The following is a 22,303-nucleotide window of genomic DNA, read 5'->3' on the forward strand; positions in this document are numbered from 1 at the left end:
CCCGGCGGCGCCACCGCCCGCCGGGCGGGAACGGGCATACCGGCCTATCCTGACGGGAGCTTCCGCACCGGCCCGCCCGGTCGGCCGGCGGGGGCACCAGGAGGCGGCAACCGAGCGCCGCGTGCGCCTCCCGCGGCGGACCCGAGACCCGCACCACGGAGGCGTCCATGTTCCGGCGGCGTCCCGCGCGGGAGGCGAGCGCCGACGATCTGCTGTCGACGCTCGGCCGGCTCACCGCCCAGGCCAGGGCCGGGGCCGAACTCCAGCGCGCCCGGGTCGAACTGGCCGAGGCGCTCCAACGGGAGATGCTGCCGGCCGTCCTGCCCGGCGTCCCCGGGGTACGGTCCGCCGCCGCGTACGCACCGGCCCGCAACGGCCTGGACATCGGCGGCGACTGGTACGACGGGTTCCCGCTGCCCGGCGGGCGGCTGGCGTTCTGCATCGGCGACGTCCAGGGGCACGACGTCGAGGCCGCCGCGTTCATGGGGCAGATCCGCATCGGGCTGCGCGCCGTGGCGGGCGGCGGCGCCGACCCGGGTGTCGTCCTCGCCCGCGCCAACGAACTGCTGCTCTCCGTGGACAGCCCGCTCTTCGCGACCTGCACCTTCCTCACTTTCGACCCGGTGACCTGGGAGGTGGCCGCCGCCCGCGCCGGTCACCCGCCGGGCGTGTGGGCCACCGGCGACGGCCGCTGCGGTATCGCCGAGGAGACCGGCGGCGCACCGCTGGGCGTCCTGCCCGGTGAGACGTACCCGGTCACCTACTGGCGGCTCGCCCCGCGCGGCGCCTTCGCGCTGCTGACCGACGGGGTGGTGGAGGGCCCGTCGTTCCCCATCGAGGCGGGCCTGGCGGAGGCGGTCCGGCGGGTGCGCGACCGCGCCCCGACCGGCGATCCGGCCGTCGTCGCCGCGGCGGTGATGGACGTCGCGGAACTCACCGGCCACACCGACGACGCCGCGGTCGTCGCCCTCTGCTACGACCGGGCGGACCGCGGCGACGGGTGACCGGCTGCGCCGTCCGTGGCGGTGGCCGAGCGGCGCCGGGGCCGATGTCCGATGCTGGGGGGATGCGCACCGGGAAAGTGCCCCCTCTCGCTGCCGACGTCCTGAAGATCCTCGCCCTGGCCGTCGCCTACTTCGCGGGCGCCCGGATCGGCCTGCTGGAACAGGTGGTCATCGACGGGACGGTGGTCACCCCGATGTGGCCGCCCACCGGCATCGCACTGGCCTGCCTCCTCGTCTTCGGGCTGCGCACCTGGCCGGGCATCCTGCTCGGCACCTTCTTCGTCATCGCGGACATCGGCCCGGTGGACGCCGGGATCCTCGGCAACCTCGCCGGGAACACCCTCGCCCCGGTCTGCGCCGCGCTGCTGCTGCGCCGGGCCGGGTTCCGTACCGAGCTGGACCGGCTGCGGGACGGGGTGGCGCTGGTGGTCCTCGGCGCGCTGGCCGGGATGCTGATCAGCGCGACGTTCGGCGCCGGGAACCAGGTGCTGATCGCCCACCTCCCGGCCGCGCAGTTCTGGCCCGCGTGGGCCGCCTGGTGGGCGGGCGACGCGATGGGCGTACTGATCGTCACCCCGCTGCTGCTGGTGGCGTGGCACGCCCGCCGGCCGCGCGGTGTCCGTCCGGCGCGCGCCGTGGAGGCGGTGGCGCTGCTGCTCGCCGCCGTCGGCGTCGCCCTGCTGTGCACCCGCAGCTCGATGTCGCTGCTCTTCCTGGTCTTCCCGCTGATCGTGTGGGCGGCGGTACGGTTCCAGCTGGCCGGGGCCGCGCCCGTCGCGCTGGTCGTCTCCGTCCTGGCGATCGTGGCGGCCAACGACCGGTCGGGGCCGTTCGCCGGGCACAGTTTCCTGCTGGTGATGGTCAACCTCCAGGCCCTGAACGGCGCGGCGGCGCTCACCGCGCTCCTCCTCGCCGCGCTCGTCGCCGAACAGAACGCCGTCCGCGCGAAGATCGAGGACGCCTGCCGGGAACTGGCCGAGGTGGTGGACCGCCTCGCCCCCGGCGAGGCCGCACACCGCTGGCCACCGGGCGCGACGGCCCCCCGCAGGCGTAAAAGGGGCCGCTGACCGGGTGCGACGCCCGGGGGACGGCATCCGCGCCACGGGTCGGTGCCCGCACCTAACCGGCGTGCCCGGCCCCGGAGCGCTCTCCCAGGTGCGCCGCGGCGGTCGCCGCCGGCGGGCGCAGCGCCGGGTGCCAGGGGCCGGTGCCGGGGCCGCTCAGGACGAGGCGGCGGGCGGGTCGAGCGGCAGCAGGACCAGGTCCGGTCCGAGCAGCGGCCGGGACGCCTCCGACAGCACGGTCACCCCGAGCCCCGCCTGCACCATGCTGATCAGCGTGGTCAGGTCGCGTACCCGCCGGGCGGGCGCGAACCGTACACCGGCCGGGGCGTGCAGCTCCCGCACCCGTTCCTCGCAGCCGTGCGGCGAGACCAGGAACGGGTCGTCGGCGAGGTCCGCGAGGGCGAGGCGTTCCGCACCGGCCAGCGGATGGTCGCGGGGGAGCAGGGCGCGGTAGCCGTCCGTGGTGAGGGGCAGGCCCGGTCCGGGCGGCGGGTCGACGAGGACGGCGGCGTCCGCCGTACCGTTCGCCGGCCAGTCGGCCAGGTCACCGCTGTCGCCCTCGAAGACCCGCACCGTGACGCCGGGCAGCTCCGCGCGCCAGTGCCGCAGCAGGTCCGGGAGGAGCCCCCGGCGGACGGTGGGGGTGGCCGCCAGCCGGACGGTGCCGCGCGGTGCCCCGGCGCCGTCGGCCGCGAGCCGCTCCGGCGAGCCGACCGCCGCCGGCGCGGCGCGGGCGTGCGGCAGTGCCCGCCGCCCGAGCACGGTGGGCCGCGCCGGAGCCGCCCGTACCAGGAGCGGACCGCCCAGCGCCCGCTCCAGGGCGGCGACCGCGTGCGAGACCGCCGACCGGCTCACCCCCAACTCGTCCGCCGCCGCACCGAACCCTCCCGTGTCCACGACCGCGAGAAAGGCTCTGAGCTGGGGAAGGTTCACGGACATGCGGCGGCCTCATGGAGCGATGACAGGGATGCGTGGCTTTCTGATGCCGGGCGGGTGAGGCTGGGCGCGTCCACGGCCGGGGCGGAGCCCGCCGGCCACCGCCTCCCCGGGAGAGCCATGCCGTACTTCCGTGTCACCGTCACCGACCCCGCACTGCCCGCCGGTACGTAACGCGCCCTGGCCGAGGGGCTGACCGACCTCGCCGTCCGCGTCCTGCGCGAGTCCGCCGCGCGCACCCTCGTCCACCTCGACCTCGACCTCGTCCCGCCCGGCCGCTACCACCTGGCCGGCGCCCCGCTGACCGGCGGCCGGGACGCGTACGTCGAGGGCAATCCGACGCGGGGGACGAACACCGCCGAGGAGCGGGCGGCGTTCATCGCCGCGGCGGGTGCGCCGCTCGCGGACGTCCTCGGCCCGCTGGCCCGGCGCGGCGTCGCACTCCACGAACCGGACCCGGACAGCTACGGCTACGGCGGCGAGACACAGCGCGTCCACTACCGCCGCCTCGGCCTGGAGCCCGTCGGCGCCTGAGTTGCCGGGCGATCCGGTTTCCGGTACCCGCCGGAATCATGCGGCGACGGTCAGTGATCTGCCTCACATGGCGAAGAGGTGGAGATGTCCGCGTCATGTGCCCGGCGGGCAGTCAACTTGCCAGCCCGTAGAGGCATTTGAAAGATCGCGCAGGTCGGCGTGGCGGCGGCCGTCCGCCCGGCGGCGGTCCGGGGGCGCATGCCCGGCCGTGGCGTGCGGACGCCCCCGGTCACCGGATGATCGCTTTCCGTATTTTTCCGCGCACCGCGTTGCACGTTTGCCCACCCCCTTCCGAAATCCTGCGGAGAGGACAGCGAACCCCGGTGTCCGCCGCACCGCCGTGGCGGACACCGGACCGGAAGGAGGACACAGACGTGACGCTCAACGACGCACTCGCCCTGCTCCTGCTGCTCACCGCGGTGCGCGTCTTCGCCCCGGACCTGCGCCATCTGACCCGGCGTCTGCTGCGGGCGGGAGTCCGCGTGGGCGCGGCGGCACTGGTCGAGGACCGCCCGCCCGCCCCCGGGTGGCACACCGACCGGGTACCTGCCGCCCGGGAAGAGGAGGTCTCCCCGTGAACGCCGACCTACCGCCGGTGCAGCACACCCTGCCGACGGCCCTGGAAGCCTTCCACGACCTGTACGTCAAGGCGTACCTCAACTACGCGTACACCATGCTCGGCGACAAGGACGCGGCCCAGGCGGTCGTCCGCCGCTGCTTCTCCCACCTCGCCCTCAACTGGGCCCACGTCATCCAGGAGGAGAGCCCCGAGGCGTACGCCTGGGCGCTGCTCAAGGTCCGCGTCGACACCCACCTCCGGCTCACCGGCGCCTCGTCGCGGATGGTGGAGACCACGGCCTTCCAGCGCACCGCGCGCGCCGCCCTCGAATCGGTCCGCCGCCAGTTCGAGGTCATGGAGACCTCGCTCGGCCTCTACGCGGCCATCGCCTCCCTCCCCGAGCGGCAGTACGACGTGATCGTGCTGCTGTACGTCCTCGGCTACCCCTCGGACCGGGTCGCCGACATCATGGGCGTCACCCGTGACACCGTCCGGTCCCACCGGTGCCTCGCCCGGCGCCGTATCGCCAGCAGACTCGGTCTGCCGCTGACCGCGGCCACCGGCGACGAGAAGGAAGAGGAGTGACCGTGCGGTCCTCGCGCAGCATCCACGAAGTCCTCGACGACGCCGCGATCCCCGACGCCTTCGCCGACTTCGACCTCGCCGCCTCCAAACGGCACCTGGCGTACGACCTCGCCGCCGCCGACGCGGTACGGCGGGACGCGGCCCCGTGCCCGTCCCGCCGCGCCCCGGCGCCGGTGACGCGCACGGCCCACGACCGGGCCGGGGCCGATCTGCGGGGCCTGTGCGCCCAGACGCTGCACCGCGGCGACGCCGCCGACCTCCTCGCCGAACTGGTCAACAGCCGCCGCATCGACCCCGACGGCGCCCTGTACTTCGGCTGCCTCCTCCATCTCGCCGGATTCCCCGAAGGCACCCAGTTCTGGTGGCAGTTCGCCGCCGGGGCGGGCAACGCCGCGGCCGCCTCCTGCCTGCACCTGCTCCACCTCGCCCGCGGGGAACTCCGCGACGCCGAACACTGGGCGGGACAGGCGGCCGCCCTCGCCGGCGGCCCGGCCGTGCTCACCCGCCCCCGCACCGCCCCGCTCCCCGCCGCCCGGCAGCCCCGCGCCGCCCTCCGCGCCGTGCTGGGGCTGCTCACCGTCGACGAGGACGACGAGTTCGGCCGGGTCCCGCACCCCGACCCCTGCCTCGCCGACCGCCTCAGAGAACTCGCCGACGCGCTCTGAGGAGCGGGCCGCCCCCGGGAACGGCGCACGCTGCCGACCGGCGCTCCCGGGGCCGGCCGCACCCGGGGCCGGTGCGGTCCCGCGGCGCACCGGGGCCTGCGGCCGACCGGCGCTCCCCGGCCCGGCCGCACCTGTCCCCACCAGCGGAAATTCCCTGGCTCACGGGGTGCGGCCGGTGCCATGCTGGAGAGGTGAACGGACCCGAGATCCCCTTCAGCTTCGCCCCCGCGCTGCACCTCTTCCTCCCGGCGGGCCGCTCCGGCGAGCACACCCGCGTCGTCACCGACGGCGCCGCCTCGCTCGGCCATGTCGTCGAGTCGCTGGGCGTCCCGCTCACCGAGGTCGGGGAACTGCGGGTGGACGGCGTCCCGGTCACCCCGGCGCATGTGCCGCACGCGGGGGAGCGCGTCACGGTGCACGCCGTCGCCCGCCCGCAGACCGTCCCCGGCGCACCGCTGCGCTTCCTCCTCGACGTCCATCTCGGCACCCTCGCCCGCCGGTTGCGGCTGCTGGGCATCGACGCCGCGTACACCGCCGAGGACCCGGGCGACGCCGCGCTGGCGGCACGCTCGGCGGCGGAGCGCCGGGTCCTGCTCACCCGCGACCGCGGTCTGCTGCACCGCCGCGAACTCTGGGCCGGCGCCTACGTCTACAGCCACCGCCCCGACGAACAACTCACCGATGTCCTCGGCCGGTTCGTCCCCGAGGCGGCGCCCTGGACCCGCTGCACCGCCTGCAACGGCCCGCTCACCGACGCCGGTAAGGACACCGTCGTCGAACGCCTCCACCACGGCACCCGCCGCACCTACGACGTCTTCGCCCGCTGCGCCGACTGCGACCGCGTCTACTGGCGCGGTGCCCACCACGCCCGCCTCCAGTCCCTCGTCGACCGCGCCCAGGACGCCCTCGCGGCCGCCCGGGGCTGAGGCCGGCGGCCGGTGTCTCCCCGGGAGGACCGGGACGTGCGGGGGCGGCGGGCCGGCGCCGCCGGGCTCCCCGCGCCGTGCGGCGCCCGGCTCCTGCGCGGTGCCCCGTACGGCGGGGCGACCCCAAGCGTGGCGGTGGCTCTACGTCACGTCGTCACCGAGTGCGGGACCGCGTACTGGTCGATCAGCTTCGCCCGGGTCGCCTCCAGCCGGTGGGCCAGAACCTGCGTGATGGTGCTGACCAGCGCCAGCCCGAGCGCCGGGTCCGCGTCGCACAGGGCCCGTACGCTGCGGGCGTCGAACTCGTGGGCGCGCACCGGGCTGAACGCCTCGGCGCCGAAATCCCATTCGTGCGGCGGGAAGAGCCAGGACCAGCCCAGCAGATCGCCGGGCCCGAGGGTCGCCACCGTCACCCGGCGGCGGCCCGGGACGCGCAGATCGAGCGTCACCGACCCCGAGCGCAGTACCCAGAACCGGTCGGCGCGGCCCCGTTCCTCGAAAATGCGGGTGTCCTGCTCGAACGACACCTCGCGCGCCAGCGCCATCAGCCGGTCACGGTACGCGCTGGGAAGTGCGGGCAGCAGCCGCGTCGCGATGGTCATCTCCGGTGCCCTCCTCGCCGTAGGCGGGTGCCCGCCCCCGCAGCGGCGCGGGCGTACGGCCGTTCTCCCTCCATTGGAACCGCGCCGGGCGACCACGGCACCCCGGGGCCGCAGACGCGGACCCGGGCACCCCGGCCCTCCGGGCTCGTGACGCCGGAACCGCGCCGGGCGTCGCGGCTCTCCCGGCTCGCCACGCCCGTGGAACCCGGAGCGCACCGCTCGGCCGGGCCCGGCCCGTCGGCCGCGGTCCGGCCCCGCCCTGCCCGTCCCGGCGGGCCCCGGCGGATCCCCCTCCCGGGCCGGTCGCCGCTCCGCCCGCCCCGCCGTCCTCAGCCTTCGCGCGGCGGGTGCCGCAGCACATAGCCGCCCACCAGCACCGCGACCACGATGACGCACCCGGCGAACACCAGCGCCGCGCCGCGCAGCCCCAGCGGCACGGTGAGCGCGCCGATGCCCACCACCGGCAGGGAGATGCCGACGTACGCCACGAGGAAGTACGCGGAGATCGTGCCGCCCCGGTGCGCGGGCGGCGCCGCCGCGCCCACCGACGTCAGCCCGGCGCGGAAGGCGAGCCCCTGCCCGGCGCCACCGCACACCGCCCCGGCGACCAGCAGCGGCAGCGACCGCACCACCAGCGACGCGCCCACCAGCAGCAGTCCGGCGACCAGCACCAGACATCCCGCGGGCAGCGCCCTTCGCACCCCCAGCCGCCCGGACAGCGTCTGCCCGGCCGTCGAGCCGAGGAAGACGGTGAAGACCACCGCGCCCGAGACGGCGAGATCCCGCACGCCCAGCGTCTGCCCGACGAAGCTCGGCGCCACCGCCGTGAACAGCCCCAGCAACGAGAACCCGGCGAACGCCGCGACCGCCGACGGCACGAACACCCCCCGCACCTCCGGCGGCGGCACCAACCGCCCCGGCCGCGGGCGCGACGGCCGTCCCGGCGCCGTCACCGTCTCCGGCAGCACCCGGACCACCAGGGCCGCCGCCACCGCCAGCAGCGCCAGATGCACCACGAACGGCAGCGTCAGCGGCCACGGCGCGTACTGCGCCAGCACCCCCGCCAGCAGCGGGCCGCACCCGAGCCCGCCCATGTTCGCCGCCGTCGCCGCGAATCCGGCCCACGCCTCACCACCGGGCCGCGCCAGCTCCAGCACCGCCGCCGTCGCCGCCCCGCTGAACAGCCCCGCCGCGAACCCCGAAAGCACCCGCCCCGACAACAGCAGCGGCAGTCCGCCCTCGGCCACGAAACACAGTGCGCTCGCCGCCGACAGGCCCAGCGCCACCAGCAGCACCGGCCGCCGCCCCACCTCGTCCGAGACGTTCCCGGCAAGGAGCAGCACCGTGATCACCCCCAGCGCGTACGCCGCGAAGACCACGGTCACCATCAGCTCCGACAGCCCCAGCTCACGCCGGTAGAGCCCGTACAGCGGCGTCGGCAGGGTGGTCCCCGCCATGCCGACGGCGAACACCGCGGCCGCCACGAGAGGCCCGGGGCGGCGGTCGGTACGTCCGGTGATCACGCTGGTCACGCTAGAGGGCGGCCGCCCGCTCTTCGAGGGCTCGGCCGCCGCGCTCCGCCGACCGGGCGGCGGAGCCCCGCACCGGTCGGGGCCGCCGCGCCCCGGTGGTCGCCCCGTCGGGCACCGCCCGCCCGAGGCAACCCGTCCCCGCGCCCGCAGGCGACTCGTCACGGACGGAGCGGCTCCAGCCTGCCCGCCCGGTCGCCGCGGCTCGTCCCCGCCCTGTCGGCGCCCTGTCGGCTTCGCCCCGTGCGGCCCGCGCCCCGTCGGCGGCCTGTCGGCGGCATCCGTGATCTTGGACGGACCGGTGCCCCCGTGGGTACGCCGCCGAGCCGAGGAGTTCCGTCATGCGTTCCGCCCCGTCCTCCGTCCCCCGTGGCCGTCCGTGGGACGTGCGTCGGCCGCCGTCCGCCGAGGGCCGGAACATCCTGGTCACCGGCGGTAACGCCGGGATCGGCTACTTCGTCGCGGAGCAGCTCGCCGCCGCCGGTGCCACGGTCGTGCTCGGCAGCCGGGACGCCGCGAAGGCCGCCGCCGCCCTGGACGCGCTCCGTACGCGCGTCCCCGGCGCCCGCGCGCGGCACCTGCCGCTGGACCTCGCCGACCTGCCGTCCCTCGAAACGGCCGTGGCCGGACTGGAGCTCGACCGGCTCGACGCGGTCGTCCACAACGCCGGGGTCGCCCTCGACCACCCGCCGCGCCGGGAGACCGCGGACGGCCACGAGCTGATGTTCGCCACCCAGCACCTCGGCCACTTCGCGCTCACCCGGTGGCTGGGCCCTCTGCTGTCCGCCGCCCCGGCGGGCCGCGTCGTGACGGTGGGGAGCTACGCGGCGCGCTCCGAACGGCTGGACGTGGACGATCTGCAATCCCGGCGCGACTACCGGCCCGCCCGCGCCTACGGCCGGTCGAAACTGGCACAGATGAGTTTCGGCTTCGCTCTCGACCGCCATCTGCGCGCCATCGGCAGCACCGTGCTCAGCGTGGTCGCCCACCCCGGTGGCGCCCTCGACGGCCTCACCCCCGCCCGGCCGCCGGTCCACACGCCCACCCCCGGCGCACGGCTGCGCGCCCTGCCCGCCGGAGTGCTCGTCCAGGGCAAGGAGGCCGGGGCGTGGCCCCTCGTCCGTGCCGTCCTCGACCTGGGGGTGGCGGGCGGTGACCTGTGGGGACCGAGGGTCTTCGGTCTGCGCGGCGTGCCCCGGCGCGAACCCGTGCCGCCGCACATGGCCGACCGCGCCGTCGCCGCCCGCCTGTGGGCCGAGAGCGCCGAGCTGACCGGCACCGACCCGCGCCTCGGCTTCGGCTGACCGCCGCGCCGGGGCCGTCCGTGCGCGGCGAAGGGCCGCCCGCGCACGGACGGCCCCGCACCTCACCCGCCCAACTGCTGGTACAGCGCCAGTGGCGTCACGTACCCCGGCCACCGGCCGTCGTCGAAGAGATGCACCCCGCCGTCCTGGTAGCACTGGTCGACGAGTTGGGAGCAGATCATGTGGCCGGTCGCCGCCACATAGCTCCGCAGCCCCGGCACCGGCAGCCGCAGCCGGTGCGTGGCGATGGCCAGATAGTCGAGGAAGCTGTACGGCACGCCCTCGTACGCGAGGGCCGCGGCGCAGATCCGGTCCCGGTCCGCGTCGGTCAGTCCGGACGGGCAGACGTACAGCACGTCCGCGCCCGCGTAGGAATCGAGGGGGACGATCCGCGCGCCGCCGGGCTCGGCCTCGATCAGCCGGTCACCGGGCAGGACGAGGAACGCGTGCTGGTAGTCGGCGAAGCCGTTGCCGTTCAGCCACTGGCCGAACCGGATCAACCGGCCCACGGTGCCGTTTATCTGAGTCAGACCTATGTCGCCGGGTTGCGGACGGGCTTGGATCATCTGCGGCTCCGGGAGACGCGAAGGAATGCCACCGGACCCCCGGCTGATACCCGCCCCGGACCCTGACGGACCGTCATCACCGATGACGGAAAGGGAAAAACGGGGGTACGCGGGCGCACCCGCCCGGCCCTCGCCCGTCCGCACGCCCCGCCCGTACCCCCACGCCCTGCGGATGCGCCCCCGAAGCCGCCGCGCCGCGCTCCCGCCACGGCCATCGGCAGGCGCCCCGGTCACGGGGTGCGGGAAAGCGCCGCGCGTACCGGCCCCCGAGGCGGAGGGCACGGCGCACGGCTTCGCCGGGGCCGTGGCCCCGGCGGCACGCTCCGCTCAGCGGGGCGCGAGGGTGGTGACGAGCACGTCCCGGCAGGCGGGGCGTGCGGCGTCCAGCGGGCGGACCGGCGACACCTCGTGCAGCGTCGCCCGGTCGTCCCCCAGGAGAAGGGTCCCGGGGCGGCTGAGCGTCGCCCTCATCGCCTCCGTACCGTCCGGGCTGTACACCGTGCTCTCGCCTCCCGCGGCGTTCACCCGGTCGATGAGCAGGGAGGTGACCAGGGTGACGCCGTCGCGGTGGCGGCCTTCAGGCGTGGGCTGTCCCGTGCCGCCGGCTTCGGCCACGACTCGGAAAGGGTGCACCTTCACGGTCCACTCGTCCGCCTCCTCCAGACAGGCGGCGATCCGGCCGAGCATACGGATCAACGACGCCAGGGCGGGGTCGGCCTCGAAAGCGACGGTCAGCGGTTCGAAACGGCGGTCCACCGCCACGTACAGCGGGTTGCTCTCCTCCGGCTGGACGAAGGACCCGACCGGCCTCGCCACGATCTCTCCCGTCCGGGACAGGGAGAAATGCCCGTACCGCCGCAGCCGCCGCGTCCCCGTTTCGGCCGCGTACGGATCCGGCACCAGATCCTCCCAGTGCCGGGCGAACCGCGGCCAGGACGCCTCCGCCACGCCCAGATGCCGCGCCACGGCGGCCGGCGGCATCAGACACGAGCCCGACGAGACGAGGGCCTCGCCGACCTCATCGAGCGATTCCCGCGTCCGGCCGGCCGCCCCGCGGCCGTCCCCGTCCCGGCCCGTCCCGGCGGCGCTTGCCTCATCCATGAGCCCATGCTCCGGCGTCGCGCGGCACTTTGCATCCGCTGCCCGGCCGGACCCCGTCCGGGAGCCCGCTCAGGACTGCGCCACCACCGGGGACGCGCCCTTGTCACCCACCGAGTCGCGCCCCGCGGACGCCGGTATCGGCCGGTCGTCCTTGAGCGCCCGCCACACCTGCGCGGACGCCGTCCGCAGCGGCACCACCCGGTCCGGGTTCCGCGGGTCGTAGGTGACCGGCATCGTCACCATCTTCATGTTCTTCGGGCCGATGCCCTTCAACTCCTCGGCCAGGCCCAGCAGCTTGCCGGTGGAGGCCAGCTGGGAGTCGGCGCGCACCGTCCGCGTCGCGGTGTCCGCGAGGGAGTACAGCTTCGCCGGGTTGCTCAGCCCGACATCGTCGATCCGGTGCGTGAGCGCCTTGACGAACGCCTGCTGCAACTGGATCCGCCCCAGATCGCTGCCGTCCCCGACACCGTGCCGGGTCCGGACCAGACTCAGCGCCTGCTCACCCTTGAGCGTGTGCTTCCCGGCCGGCAGGTCCAGCTTGCTGTGGACGTCCTTCACCGCCTGCTTGGTGGTGATGTCCACCCCGCCAAGCTCGTCGATGATCTTCTTGAAGCCGGTGAAGTCGACCTCCAGATAGTGATCCATCCGCACCCCGGACAGCGACTCCACCGTCTTCACCGTGCACCCCGGGCCGCCCACCTGGTACGACTCGTTGAACATCACCTGATGCGCGGCGGGCGCCGAACCGCCCCCCGGCTTCGGGCACACCGGCCGGTCCACCATCGTGTCCCGCGGAATGCTCACCACACTCGCCGTGCGGTGGTCCTTGTCGACGTGCAGCACCATCGTGGTGTCCGACCGCGCCCCGCTGATGCCCTTGCCGTACGCGCCGCCCGTCCCCGCCCGCGAGTCGGAGCCCAGCAGCAGGATGTTCATCGCGCCGTCCCGGGACCCGCCCGGCCGGTCCTTGCCGAGCGCCGCGTCGATGTCGACGCCCTGGAGATTGCCGTTCAGATGCGACCAGAGGTACGCGGTCCCGGCGCCGCCCACGGCCACCACACCCACCGCGGTCCACACGGCGATCCGCAGCCCCCGACGGCGGCGGCGCGGCGGCCGGGGCCCGGCCCCGTCCGCGGGGAGGTCCGCCGGATACGGCCCGTTGTTCCCGCTGTCCTGCGGCATCTGCACTCCGTCCTCCGCCCGCCCGGACACGGCTGCGCCCGGCGTGCGTCGTCGATGGCCCGGACACTCGCCCGCGGTCGGCGTACGCCGGACCGGCCGGGGGCCCACACGGGCCCGGCGCCCTGGCACGCGGGAGGACCGTCCGGCGCTCCCGCCCCGCCGGCGCGCTCCGTGCGCGCTCCGGCGGCCCGGTGGACGCGGCGGTCCGCCCGGGGCCCGACCATCCTGGGCGGCCGCCGCCTCGCGGGCAACGACGTCCCGTACTACCCCGCCGCGTAGACCTCCGGCTCCGGACCCCGCCGACCGCCCTGCGTATGAGGCCCGCGGCCCCGGCACGTCCACTAACCGGCGTCGTACGTGACGGAGGACCTATGGCCGGGGTCACAGCCGCCCCCGGGATCCCGCGTCCGCAAAATGCGCAATGCACTTTTTGTCGCGGGTCGGGTGGCGCGGCGCGCGGCCGCCCTCCGGCGCCGCGTTGCCGGAGCGCCCGACCTCCCGGCAGGGGCGGAACCTCACCCTCCGGCCGACAACAACACGCCATGATCGAGATGACCCGGCCGCCCGCACCCGCTCCGGGACAACGCTCACGAGGGCGCGGAAGGGGCCGCACCCCCGCATCGGCAGGGAGGAAAACCAGCCAGCCGAGGCCGGTCTCACGTTTGCCGGGCGCCCTGTCACTCGTCCGGGCGTACCGGGTCGGCCGGGCACCGGAATCGGCCTCCGCCCCCGCGACCCGGCCTTAGTGTGATCAACGGATCCCCCGAACGGCCCGGCCACCGTCCGCCCGACCGCTCCGGGGTCACCTTCCCCCACTCAATCCCCGCCCACCGACGCCGGGTTGCCGCACGCCCGGCGACCGCGCGGACCGGGCGTCCACCACGATGAGGAGCGCCGGATGACGATCGACGCCGGTACCGAGCAGAGCGCCGCCGCACAGCAGAGCCTGAGTACCGCCGCCGCGCGGAATCTCGCGAGCACCACCAAGTCCGCCCCCCAGATGCAGGGCATCACCTCCCGTTGGCTGCTGAAGACGCTCCCCTGGGTCGAGACGAAGGGCGGCGCCTACCGCGTCAACCGCCGCCTGACCTACACCGTCGGCGACGGCCGCATCGACTTCGACCAGACCGGCTCCCGCGTCGCCGTCATCCCCCAGGAACTGGGCGAACTCGCCCCGCTGCGCGGCTTCGCCGACACCGGCGTCCTCACCGCCCTCGCCGGCCGCTTCACCCAGCGCGAGGTCACCCCCGGCGAGGTCCTGGCCGAACAGGGCACCCCCGCCGACCAGGTCTTCCTGCTGGCCCACGGCCGCATCGCCCGTACCGCCGACGGCCGTTACGGACAGGCCGCCGGCCTCGACGCCCTCGCCGACGGCGACCACTTCGGCGCCGAGGCCCTGACCGACGCCGACGCCGTGTGGGAGTACACCGCCAAGGCCGAGACCGCCGGCACCGTCCTCGTCCTGACCCGCCGCGACTTCGCCACCGTCCTGGACACCGCGCCCGCCCTCCGCAGCCACCTCCAGGACTTCGCCGCCCTGCCCCAGCAGGCGCAGAACAAGCACGGCGAGGCCGAGATCGCCCTCGCCTCCGGCCACACCGGCGAGCCCACCCTCCCCGGCGCCTTCGTCGACTACGAGCTGAAGCCCCGCGAGTACGAACTGAGCGTCGCCCAGACCGTCCTGCGCATCCACACCCGCGTCGCCGACCTCTACAACGAGCCGATGGACCAGATCGAGCACCAGCTCCGGCTCACCATCGAGGCGCTGCGCGAACGCCAGGAACACGAGCTGATCAACAACCCCGAGTTCGGTCTGCTGCACAACGCCGACTACCGCCAGCGCCTCCAGACCCACTCCGGCCCGCCCACCCCGGACGACCTCGACGAGCTGATCAGCCGCCGGCGGGGCACGAAGTTCCTTCTCGCCCACCCGCGCACCATCGCCGCCATGGGCCGTGAGATGAACGCCCGCGGCCTCTACCCCGACCACGCCGACCTCGGCGGCCAGCAGGTCCCCGCCTGGCGCGGCGTCCCGATCCTGCCCTGCAACAAGATCCCGGTCACCAAGGAGCGCACCAGCTCGATCCTGGCGCTCCGCACCGGCGAGGACAACCAGGGCGTCATCGGCCTGCACCAGACCGGCCTGCCCGACGAGTACGAGCCGGGCCTGTCCGTCCGCTTCATGGGCATCGACGACAAGGCGATCATCTCGTACCTGGTCTCCACCTACTACTCCGCCGCCGTCCTGGTCCCCGACGCGCTCGGTGTACTGGAGAACGTCGAGATCGGCCGCCGGGACTGACCGGGAGCCGGACCGGACACGACGAGACGAGGTGAGGCGCAGATGACACAGCCCTTCGTACTTCCGGAGTTCTACGAGCCGTATCCCGCACGGCTCAACCCGCACCTGGAGGCGGTCCGTGACCACTCCAAGGCGTGGGCCCGCGAGATGGAGATGATCGAGGGGTCGGGGATCTGGGACGAGCGGGACTTCGACGCCCACGACTACGCCCTGCTCTGCGCCTACACCCACCCCGACGCCCCGGCCGCGGAACTGGCCACCGTCACCGACTGGTACGTATGGGTCTTCTTCTTCGACGACCACTTCCTGGAGAGCTTCAAACGCGGCCAGGACATGGCGGGCGCCAAGGCGTACCTCGACCGGCTGCCCGCCTTCATGCCGGTCGACCCGTCCGGACCGCCGCCCGAGCCGGTCAACGCCGTCGAGAAGGGCCTCGCCGACCTGTGGCGGCGCACCGTCCCGGCGATGTCCCGCGACTGGCGGCGCCGCTTCGCGGAGTACACCCAGCACCTCCTGGAGGAGTCGCTGTGGGAGCTGGCCAACATCAGCACCGGCCGCGTCGCCAACCCCGTCGAGTACATCGAGATGCGCCGCAAGGTCGGCGGCGCCCCCTGGTCCGCCGGGCTCGTCGAGTACGCCGCGGGCTCCGAGATCCCCGCGTCGGTGGCCACCAGCCGCCCGCTGCGGGTCCTCAAGGACACCTTCTCCGACGCCGTCCACCTGCGGAACGACCTCTTCTCCTACCAGCGTGAGATCGAGGAGGAGGGCGAACTCTCCAACGGCGTCCTGGTCTTCGAAACCTTCCTCGGCTGCACCACCCAGGAGGCCGCCGACTCCGTCAACGACCTCCTCACCTCCCGCCTCCACCAGTTCGAGCACACCGCGCTCACCGAGGTGCCCGCCCTCTGCGCCGAACACGGCCTCACCCCCTCCGAGTGCGCCGACATCGCCGCGTACGTCAAGGGGCTCCAGGACTGGCAGTCCGGCGGCCACGAATGGCATCTGCGCTCCAGCCGCTACATGAACGAGACCGCGGGCCGGGGCCACGGCGCCCTCGCCGCCGCGCCCGTCCTCGGCGGACCGACCGGCCTCGGCACCTCCGCCGCCCGCATCGCCGCCTCCCTGACGGCCACCCTCCCGGCCCGCGTCCGGCAGCACAGCCACGTCCCGTTCCAGGTCATCGAGGAGGTACGGCTCCCCGAGCTGTACCTGCCGTACACCACCCGCCTCTCCCCGCACCTGGCGGGCGCCCGGGAGCGGGTCGTCGCCTGGGCGCACCGGATGGGGATGCTGGAGCAGTCGCCGCGGCTGCCCGACGGCGCCGCCGCACCGACCGCCGTCTGGGACGAGCACAAGATCCGCGCCTTCGACCTGGCCCTGTGCGCCGCCGGAATCCACCCGGACGCCACCCCCGAAGCCCTCGACCTGACCACCGGCTGGCTGGCCTGGGGCACCTACGGCGACGACTACTACCCGGTGGTCTTCGGCCGCACCCGCGACGCGGTCGGCGCCAAGACCTGCACCGAACGGCTCGCGGCCTTCATGCCCGTCGAATCCGGCGCGGACACCCCCGAACCGCTGGGCCCGCTGGAGCGCGGTCTGGCCGATCTGTGGCGGCGCACCGCCGGCCCCATGACCCCCGCCGCCCGCCGCACCTTCCGCCGCACCATCGAGGACATGACCGGAAGCTGGCTGTGGGAGCTGGACAACCACTGGGCGAACCGCATCCCGGACCCGGTCGACTACATCGAGATGCGCCGGCAGACCTTCGGCGCGGACCTCACGATGAGCCTCTCCCGCCTCGGCCACGGCCGCTCCGTGCCGCCCGAGGTGTACCGCTCCCGCCCCGTCCAGGCCATGCAGAACGCGGCCGCGGACTACGCCGGACTCCTCAACGACCTGTTCTCCTACCGCAAGGAGATCCAGTTCGAGGGCGAGATCCACAACGCCGTCCTCGTCGTCCAGCACTTCTTCGGCGTCGGGGTCCAGGAGGGGCTGGAGATCGTCAACGATCTGATGACCTCCCGGATGCGGGAGTTCGAGCACGTTCTCGCCGTCGAACTCCCCGCTCTCTTCGACGAATTCGGCCTCGACGCGACCGCTCGTGCCACGCTCACCGGCTACGCGGAAGAGCTGAAGCGCTGGCTCGCCGGGATCCTCATCTGGCACGAGGGCTGCCGCCGCTACGACGAGGCGGAGCTGCGCCGTCCCGTCACCGTCCACGGCCGGCGTCTCGGCGGGCCCACGGGGCTGGGCACCGCCGCGGTCCGGCTGCGGCCCCGGGCTGTCACGGGGTGAGCGGCGCGGACGCCGGGCGCTCCACGGGGGCGTCCGGCGTCCGCGCGACGGCGGCCGACCAGGCCGCGAGCAACTGCTCGTACTCGGCCTGCTCCTCGGGACCGAGTGAACGCCCGGCCCGTGCCGTCATGAACGCCCTTATGGCGGCGTTCACCTCGGTCAGGGATCGGGCGTGAAACGCCCCAGGTGCAGAAGTTGAGCACATGATGTGCATGATATGTGCAGATGCGTCAGGTGCCCAGCGATTTCGCGTCGCCCGCTCGAAGGACCGACGTACCCTCCGCCGCCCCTGACCAGTCCCTGCGGCCCGGCAATGACCGGAAACCGGCTGCCACCGGCCGGGCCCGTCACCCCTTCCCGCCCGGCGGCGGCCACGCCACCTCCGCCAGCAGCGGCACGACCGTCTCCTCCTCGTACGCGAGATGGGCCAGCAACTCCGCCGACATCCGCTCCAGTTCGCCGCGGAACCGCTCCGGATCGGCCACCCCGGCACCGGCCAGCAGCGCCGCCAGCCGCTCCTGCACCCCGGCGATCACCCGGTGCTCCGCGCCCAGCCGCGCGAAGACTTCGGCCAGCTCCGGATGGTGCCCGGCCATCACCGGGAAGACATGGCCGTCCTCGCCGTCATGGTGGAACCGCAACGTCTGGCAGAACGCCAGGCACCGCTGCCGGATCTGCAACCCGAGCCCCGGAACCGGCGGCGCACCGTCACCGCGATGAGCGTCCCGCGCCGCGAAGTACGCCTCCGTCTCCGCCGCCACCTGCCGCAACTGCCCCCGCAGCCAGGCATGCACCTGAAGGATCTTATCGGCCAGCGTGCGGACCTCCCGCGGCCCGGCCCAGCCGTCGGGCTCCGCCGAAGCCAGCTCCACCACCGGCAACTCCCGCGCGGTGGCCGCCTGGTGATCGCCGTACCCGGGAGCCACCCGCACCACCTCCCGGAACAGCTCCGCCCGCCGCGCCCCCTCGGCGGGCACCGCCAGCGCCTCGAAGGCGTCGGCGCCGAGCTCCACCCGGACGAGAGGGCGAGCCAGCAGATCGCGGTACCAGGCCGGATGACGCGGCGCGCCCATGTTGGAGGCGACGACCAGGAGCGCGCCGCCGTGCCGGACGTAGCCGAGCGGCGTCGTCCGGGGCCGGCTCGAGCGGACGCCGGTGGTGGTCAACAGCAGCAGATCGGCCCCTGCGATGGGGCCACCGACGCGCCCGCCGTGGGCGCGGAACTCCTCGATGACGGACAGGTTGAAGGACGAGGACATACGGATGTGACTCCGGGGGAGTGGGCGGCTTCAGCCGCGGTGACGGAGACCGGGCGCCCCGGATCACAGCGGGGACGGACCGGCCGGGAACACGACGCGGCGGCATGGGACACGGCCCGTGCGGACGCGCCGCGGCGGAGAAGGAAGAGACGGCTCGACGCAGCGACCGCACGGCGGACACCGCGGAACGGTGCCGCCCGGCGGCGGTACTTACGTCACGGACAGGGCGCGGAGTACATGCTCACGGCAGGCCCCTCACGATCGGGGTGCACGCCCGGTCACCGGCCGGCCCACTGCTCTTTGGCCGGTGCCACGCGCCACCGGGCCTATTAACGGACAGCCGTCCGCCCGCTGTCAACGCGCGGCCTCCCGTCACCCGGCCGCACACGCCGACCGGCGCCGCCGCACAAGGCGACGACGCCGGCCGGAACGGGCCCGGCCCACCGGCCGGACCGGGTCAGCCCACCCGCTCACACCCGATCACCAGATAGTCCATGCTGCCCTCCCGGTAACCCTCCAGGAACGGCTTCTCGACCCCGGTCCGCCGCTCCGAGTGATCGCGCAGCTCCCAGTACGGGATCGCCTCGGCGGTGTGCCGCCCCACGTGGTACGGCACCAGCCCGTTGGCCGCCATCGCCTCGAAGTACGTACCGCGCCGGTGCATCCGGCTCACGTAGTGCTCATCGATCCGCCGGGAGGCGTCGGAGCGGTCCGCGACCGTCTCGTTGCGGCACCAGGTGACACAGACGTACCGGCCGCCGGGCCGCAGCAGTCGGGCGAACTCCGCGAAGAGGTCGTGCAGATCGACGTACATCGTCGTCTCGTTGCTGACGATGAAATCGAGGGAACGGTCGGCGAACGGCGTCTGGAGCATGTTCGCGTAGTGGAACTGCACCCGGTCGTCCCAGCCGCGCTCCTTGGCGACACGCTCCGCGAACGCGATGTGGTGGGCGCAGAAGTTCACCCCGTCCATCCGGCAGCCGAACCGCTCCGCGATCATGAACGAGGTGCCGCCGCGCCCCGAACCGGCGTCCATCCCGCGCGCCGAGGCCGGAATGTCACCCAGCGCGTCCAGGATCAGCTCCGTCTCGGCGTTCTCCATACGGTGCATCTCCCGCAGGATCAGCGCCTCGCGCCGCTCGGGCGGGGCGGCGAGCACGGCGGGGTCGTAGCCGCCGACGCCGTAGTGGTGGTGGTAGAGACCGTCCTCCGCGCCGAGGAGCAGATTGATGTCGTCGGTGGTCTTGGTGTCCCAGTAGGTCTGCAGCTGCTGCTCGTAGGAGCTGCGGATGACCGGGTTGTCTTCGCCGATGTTCGCTTCGACGGTGCTCGTCATGAAGGTCCCTCACATGGTGACGGTGGCGTCCGGCCGGCGGGAGCCGTGCGGCGGACGGGGCATCCGGCCCGGTGGCGTGCGCCGTCCGCCCGCCCCGGGCCGGAGCGGCGGGCACACGACGGATCAGCGGGTGCGGGAGCGGCCCGGCAGCGCGGGCGCGGTGCGCGGCAGCCGCGACAGGACCCGCGCCGCCGCCAACTCGGCGGACCGCACGGCCCCTTCGCTGCTGGGGCGGAGCATCAGCCAGTCACCCGCGTACTCGACGGGCGCGGCGGCGCGGCCGAGGAAGGCGTCGCGATGGGCCAGCGCCCGCGGGGTGGCCTCCGGGATGCCGTGCGGCCAGCGGTGCACGAAGGTGCGGAGGGTGGCCGCGCGCAGCTCCGGCAGATAGCGGGCGGCGGCGTCCCCGAGCCGGGCCAGGATCTCGCCCTCGGGCGCGTCCACCAGTTCCCGGGCGACGGCCGGCGCCGCCATCACCGACACCAGACCACGGCCCTCCGGCACTCGGCCGGCCTTGTTGTGCTCCATCATCAGACCGGCCAGCTCCGGCTCCCCGGCCGCCGGCAGCAGGACGCAGTACGCCGACTCGCCGGACCGCGGCGCCAGCGGTCGGTCGAGCGTGTAACTCACCTTCAGCCGCGGGACGTAGCCGCACGCGTCGAGGTACGGGACCTCGTCCTCCGGGGCGTTGACGTGCAGCCGCAGCGCCACCGGTGCCGGGACGCACAGCAGCACCGCGCGGGCGGTGAGCGTGCCGGTGTCCGTGACGACCCGGGCGTGGCCCGCGGCCGAGATCACCTCGCGGACGGTACAGCCGGTCGTCACGTCGCAGGCGCGCGCCAGCCGGCGGGCGAGGGTGTCCATCCCGTCGGCGTAGGTGCGCCAGCGGGTGGTGGAGCCGCAGGCCAGCATGTTGGTGACGAACGGCGCGGCGGCGGAGCGCGTGGTGTCCCAGCCGAAGAAACACCCGGCGATCGGCTGGAAGAGGAAGTCGTGCAGCTCGGACCGGTACCCGCGGGCGTACTCCGCCAGCGTCAGGGTGCCCAGCGGGGTGCGCTCGGGCAGATCCGGGTCGTACGCGCCCCGGCGGCGGCTCTCCGTCGCCAGGAAGCGGGCCAGCGCGGCGCGTCCGCGGAGCGAGAGGCCGCCGCCGCTGAGCAGCGCGCGCGACGCCCCGACATGCCGGTGCGCCCGGCCGTCCCGCCAGGCCGCGACGGGGTCCGGGATACGGACGGTGTCGGCCGGCCCCAGCCCGGTACGGCGGATCAGCCGCCAGGTCGCGTCGTATCCGGCGGTGGACAGCAACTCGGCGCCGGTGTCCATGACGTAGCCGTCCACCCGGTGGGAGCGCATCCGTCCGCCGACGGCGTCGGACGCCTCCAGCACCGTGACCGAGCGGCCCGCCCGCCGCAGCGTGTCCGCGGCGGCCAGGCCCGCTATCCCCGCTCCGACGACCACGACGTCATGGGCGGTGCTCACACCCCACCACCGGCAGCCGCGGTGAGCAGCACGTTGGTGACGACCAGCGCCACGACCGAGACACGGTGGGTGTACGTGCCGAGCTTGCGGGCCGTCAGGATCCGGCCGCGGACCACGCCCGTCACGAATTGCGTGGCACGCAGCGCGATGACCGGCAGCATCGCGAGCGGGAACCACCACGGCGCCAGACCGGTGGCGGTCGCCGCCGCGATCAGCACGCTCTCCAGGAGGGAGACCGCGCCGATGAAGACCTTGTTGCCGCGCTCGGAGGTCAGTACGGCCACCGTCGGACGGCCCACGGCGGCGTCCCCCGCCCGGTCGTTGGTGTTGGAGTAGACGCCGAACAGCATCGGCCCGAGGCCGAACAGCGTCCCCTGCACCAGCGCGAAGCCGGTGGCGTGGCCGTTGAGCAGCCCGTACGGGGCCACGACCAGGCCCAGGCCCAGAGCGACCATGAAGATCTCCTGCCACCCGTGGTAGCTGATCTTCAGGCCGTAGGAGTACTGCACCGAGGTGACCAGGCACAGTGCGGCGGTCAGCACCGCCCACCACGGCGCGTGCGGGGCGAGGGCCACGGCCGCACCCCACAGCAGCACACACCCGGCGGCGGTGGACCAGCCGAAGCGGATCGCCTCCCGCTCGGTGAGCGTGCCGGCGAGGAGGGGCTTGCGGCGGAGCTTGCGCAGCGGCGCGTCGGGGCCGTAGTTGGCCGCGTCGCTGCCGTCACGCAACCCCGTCACGTCGTCGAACGTGGTCATCGCGGCGACGAGACAGAGCATCCCGAGGCCGAAGAGCGCGAGCACCGCGAGGGCGGTGGAGTCCGCGCGCAGCGGCGCGGCCAGCAGGCTCCATGCCACGGCGAGGCTGAGGTAATAGTCGAAGATGTCGAGTTTGGCCAGTCTGCAATAGGCAGCGAATTTCCCCGAGGAGACGGGTGGCGCAATCGCTACGGCGCCATGGGAATCGTGGGTCACAGAACTCTCCCAGGTCACGGCGGGCCTCGAAAACGGCCCGCCGAATATCAATCGGGAGTGACCGTATGAGACGTGTCGAACCCACTGAGAGGCCAGTT

The 22,303-nt window shown here is 74.3% G+C and carries 20 protein-coding genes; 9 read left to right on the forward strand and 11 right to left on the reverse strand.

Annotated elements, in window-relative coordinates:
• The first annotated feature begins 167 nt into the window (after window positions 1-167).
• A complete protein-coding gene (locus ACZ4M8_RS12420; protein WP_467606094.1) occupies window positions 168-1,004 on the forward strand; it encodes a PP2C family protein-serine/threonine phosphatase in 837 nt (278 codons plus the stop codon).
• Between the two features lie 62 nt (window positions 1,005-1,066).
• Window positions 1,067-2,071, forward strand: a complete 1,005-nt coding sequence (locus ACZ4M8_RS12425) for an MASE1 domain-containing protein (protein WP_467606095.1) — start codon at window positions 1,067-1,069, stop codon at window positions 2,069-2,071.
• Window positions 2,072-2,224: 153 nt separating this feature from the next.
• Here the strand turns inward: ACZ4M8_RS12425 and ACZ4M8_RS12430 are convergent, their stop codons facing one another.
• Window positions 2,225-3,007: a LysR family transcriptional regulator gene (locus tag ACZ4M8_RS12430; protein ID WP_467606098.1), complete on the reverse strand. Its 783-nt coding sequence runs from the start codon at window positions 3,005-3,007 to the stop codon at window positions 2,225-2,227.
• A 905-nt stretch (window positions 3,008-3,912) separates the two neighbouring features.
• Between ACZ4M8_RS12430 and ACZ4M8_RS12435 the strand changes: the two genes are divergently transcribed.
• From ACZ4M8_RS12435 to ACZ4M8_RS12450, 4 genes are all read left to right on the forward strand, one after another.
• The gene (locus ACZ4M8_RS12435; RefSeq protein ID WP_467606100.1) at window positions 3,913-4,116 is read left to right on the forward strand and encodes a hypothetical protein; all 204 of its coding nucleotides are present in this window, start codon (window positions 3,913-3,915) and stop codon (window positions 4,114-4,116) included.
• Window positions 4,113-4,682, forward strand: coding sequence for a sigma-70 family RNA polymerase sigma factor (locus ACZ4M8_RS12440; RefSeq protein WP_467606101.1), 570 nt, complete (start codon window positions 4,113-4,115; stop codon window positions 4,680-4,682). The genes ACZ4M8_RS12435 and ACZ4M8_RS12440 overlap by 4 nt, the downstream gene beginning before the upstream one ends.
• Window positions 4,679-5,347, forward strand: coding sequence for a hypothetical protein (locus tag ACZ4M8_RS12445; RefSeq protein ID WP_467606104.1), 669 nt, complete (start codon window positions 4,679-4,681; stop codon window positions 5,345-5,347). The genes ACZ4M8_RS12440 and ACZ4M8_RS12445 overlap by 4 nt, the downstream gene beginning before the upstream one ends.
• Before the next feature lie 191 nt (window positions 5,348-5,538).
• On the forward strand, window positions 5,539-6,273 hold the full coding sequence (locus tag ACZ4M8_RS12450) for a Mut7-C RNAse domain-containing protein (protein WP_467606105.1): 735 nt from the start codon (window positions 5,539-5,541) through the stop codon (window positions 6,271-6,273).
• A gap of 146 nt (window positions 6,274-6,419) precedes the next feature.
• Here ACZ4M8_RS12450 and ACZ4M8_RS12455 read toward each other — a convergent pair whose 3' ends face one another.
• The gene (locus tag ACZ4M8_RS12455) at window positions 6,420-6,875 is read right to left on the reverse strand and encodes a cyclic nucleotide-binding domain-containing protein (protein WP_467606107.1); all 456 of its coding nucleotides are present in this window, start codon (window positions 6,873-6,875) and stop codon (window positions 6,420-6,422) included.
• A gap of 329 nt (window positions 6,876-7,204) precedes the next feature.
• Window positions 7,205-8,398 (reverse strand): MFS transporter, encoded by a 1,194-nt coding sequence (locus ACZ4M8_RS12460; protein WP_467606108.1) that lies wholly within the window; start codon window positions 8,396-8,398, stop codon window positions 7,205-7,207.
• 347 nt (window positions 8,399-8,745) lie between these two features.
• Between ACZ4M8_RS12460 and ACZ4M8_RS12465 the strand changes: the two genes are divergently transcribed.
• Window positions 8,746-9,708 carry an SDR family NAD(P)-dependent oxidoreductase gene (locus ACZ4M8_RS12465; RefSeq protein ID WP_467606110.1) on the forward strand — a complete coding sequence of 321 codons (963 nt, stop codon included), beginning with the start codon at window positions 8,746-8,748 and terminating at the stop codon, window positions 9,706-9,708.
• 62 nt (window positions 9,709-9,770) lie between these two features.
• Here ACZ4M8_RS12465 and ACZ4M8_RS12470 read toward each other — a convergent pair whose 3' ends face one another.
• The 3 genes from ACZ4M8_RS12470 to ACZ4M8_RS12480 all read right to left on the reverse strand — a co-directional run bounded on the left by ACZ4M8_RS12470 (window position 9,771) and on the right by ACZ4M8_RS12480 (window position 12,557).
• Complete coding sequence (locus ACZ4M8_RS12470; protein WP_467606111.1) at window positions 9,771-10,274, reverse strand: hypothetical protein; 504 nt, start codon at window positions 10,272-10,274, stop codon at window positions 9,771-9,773.
• A gap of 327 nt (window positions 10,275-10,601) precedes the next feature.
• Window positions 10,602-11,375, reverse strand: coding sequence for a 2OG-Fe dioxygenase family protein (locus ACZ4M8_RS12475; RefSeq protein ID WP_467606113.1), 774 nt, complete (start codon window positions 11,373-11,375; stop codon window positions 10,602-10,604).
• A gap of 69 nt (window positions 11,376-11,444) precedes the next feature.
• Window positions 11,445-12,557 carry an LCP family protein gene (locus ACZ4M8_RS12480; RefSeq protein ID WP_467606114.1) on the reverse strand — a complete coding sequence of 371 codons (1,113 nt, stop codon included), beginning with the start codon at window positions 12,555-12,557 and terminating at the stop codon, window positions 11,445-11,447.
• Window positions 12,558-13,455: 898 nt separating this feature from the next.
• Here ACZ4M8_RS12480 and ACZ4M8_RS12485 point away from each other — a divergent pair.
• Together ACZ4M8_RS12485 and ACZ4M8_RS12490 are read left to right on the forward strand one after the other, a co-directional pair.
• The gene (locus tag ACZ4M8_RS12485) at window positions 13,456-14,859 is read left to right on the forward strand and encodes a family 2B encapsulin nanocompartment shell protein (RefSeq protein ID WP_467606115.1); all 1,404 of its coding nucleotides are present in this window, start codon (window positions 13,456-13,458) and stop codon (window positions 14,857-14,859) included.
• A gap of 42 nt (window positions 14,860-14,901) precedes the next feature.
• Window positions 14,902-17,157 (forward strand): family 2 encapsulin nanocompartment cargo protein terpene cyclase, encoded by a 2,256-nt coding sequence (locus tag ACZ4M8_RS12490; RefSeq protein ID WP_467606118.1) that lies wholly within the window; start codon window positions 14,902-14,904, stop codon window positions 17,155-17,157.
• Here ACZ4M8_RS12490 and ACZ4M8_RS12495 read toward each other — a convergent pair.
• The 5 genes from ACZ4M8_RS12495 to ACZ4M8_RS12515 form a co-directional block, all read right to left on the reverse strand.
• Window positions 17,147-17,287 (reverse strand): hypothetical protein, encoded by a 141-nt coding sequence (locus tag ACZ4M8_RS12495; RefSeq protein ID WP_467606119.1) that lies wholly within the window; start codon window positions 17,285-17,287, stop codon window positions 17,147-17,149. The two genes, ACZ4M8_RS12490 and ACZ4M8_RS12495, sit on opposite strands and share 11 nt — an antisense overlap.
• Window positions 17,288-17,504: 217 nt before the next feature.
• Entirely contained in the window at window positions 17,505-18,416 is a 912-nt protein-coding gene (locus ACZ4M8_RS12500) for a nitroreductase/quinone reductase family protein (RefSeq protein ID WP_467606121.1), read from the reverse strand.
• A 457-nt stretch (window positions 18,417-18,873) separates the two neighbouring features.
• A complete protein-coding gene (locus ACZ4M8_RS12505; protein WP_467606123.1) occupies window positions 18,874-19,752 on the reverse strand; it encodes an SAM-dependent methyltransferase in 879 nt (292 codons plus the stop codon).
• A gap of 123 nt (window positions 19,753-19,875) precedes the next feature.
• Window positions 19,876-21,231 carry an NAD(P)/FAD-dependent oxidoreductase gene (locus tag ACZ4M8_RS12510; protein ID WP_467606125.1) on the reverse strand — a complete coding sequence of 452 codons (1,356 nt, stop codon included), beginning with the start codon at window positions 21,229-21,231 and terminating at the stop codon, window positions 19,876-19,878.
• Window positions 21,228-22,205, reverse strand: coding sequence for a UbiA family prenyltransferase (locus tag ACZ4M8_RS12515; RefSeq protein WP_467606127.1), 978 nt, complete (start codon window positions 22,203-22,205; stop codon window positions 21,228-21,230). Before ACZ4M8_RS12515 ends, ACZ4M8_RS12510 begins: the two co-directional genes overlap by 4 nt.
• Window positions 22,206-22,303: the final 98 nt, after the last annotated feature.

The organism is Streptomyces sp. NPDC027185 (assembly GCF_055567035.1).

Excerpts from the sequence above, each read along its gene's own strand:
- ACZ4M8_RS12470 (WP_467606111.1), bottom strand. The coding sequence starts at position 10,274 with ATGATCCAAGCCCGTCCGCAACCCGGCGACATAGGTCTGACTCAGATA.
- ACZ4M8_RS12505 (WP_467606123.1), bottom strand. The coding sequence starts at position 19,752 with ATGACGAGCACCGTCGAAGCGAACATCGGCGAAGACAACCCGGTCATC.
- ACZ4M8_RS12500 (WP_467606121.1), bottom strand. The coding sequence starts at position 18,416 with ATGTCCTCGTCCTTCAACCTGTCCGTCATCGAGGAGTTCCGCGCCCAC.
- ACZ4M8_RS12485 (WP_467606115.1), top strand. The coding sequence starts at position 13,456 with ATGACGATCGACGCCGGTACCGAGCAGAGCGCCGCCGCACAGCAGAGC.
- ACZ4M8_RS12430 (WP_467606098.1), bottom strand. The coding sequence starts at position 3,007 with ATGTCCGTGAACCTTCCCCAGCTCAGAGCCTTTCTCGCGGTCGTGGAC.
- ACZ4M8_RS12465 (WP_467606110.1), top strand. The coding sequence starts at position 8,746 with ATGCGTTCCGCCCCGTCCTCCGTCCCCCGTGGCCGTCCGTGGGACGTG.
- ACZ4M8_RS12475 (WP_467606113.1), bottom strand. The coding sequence starts at position 11,375 with ATGGATGAGGCAAGCGCCGCCGGGACGGGCCGGGACGGGGACGGCCGC.
- ACZ4M8_RS12495 (WP_467606119.1), bottom strand. The coding sequence starts at position 17,287 with ATGACGGCACGGGCCGGGCGTTCACTCGGTCCCGAGGAGCAGGCCGAG.
- ACZ4M8_RS12480 (WP_467606114.1), bottom strand. The coding sequence starts at position 12,557 with ATGCCGCAGGACAGCGGGAACAACGGGCCGTATCCGGCGGACCTCCCC.
- ACZ4M8_RS12455 (WP_467606107.1), bottom strand. The coding sequence starts at position 6,875 with ATGACCATCGCGACGCGGCTGCTGCCCGCACTTCCCAGCGCGTACCGT.
- ACZ4M8_RS12490 (WP_467606118.1), top strand. The coding sequence starts at position 14,902 with ATGACACAGCCCTTCGTACTTCCGGAGTTCTACGAGCCGTATCCCGCA.
- ACZ4M8_RS12420 (WP_467606094.1), top strand. The coding sequence starts at position 168 with ATGTTCCGGCGGCGTCCCGCGCGGGAGGCGAGCGCCGACGATCTGCTG.
- ACZ4M8_RS12425 (WP_467606095.1), top strand. The coding sequence starts at position 1,067 with ATGCGCACCGGGAAAGTGCCCCCTCTCGCTGCCGACGTCCTGAAGATC.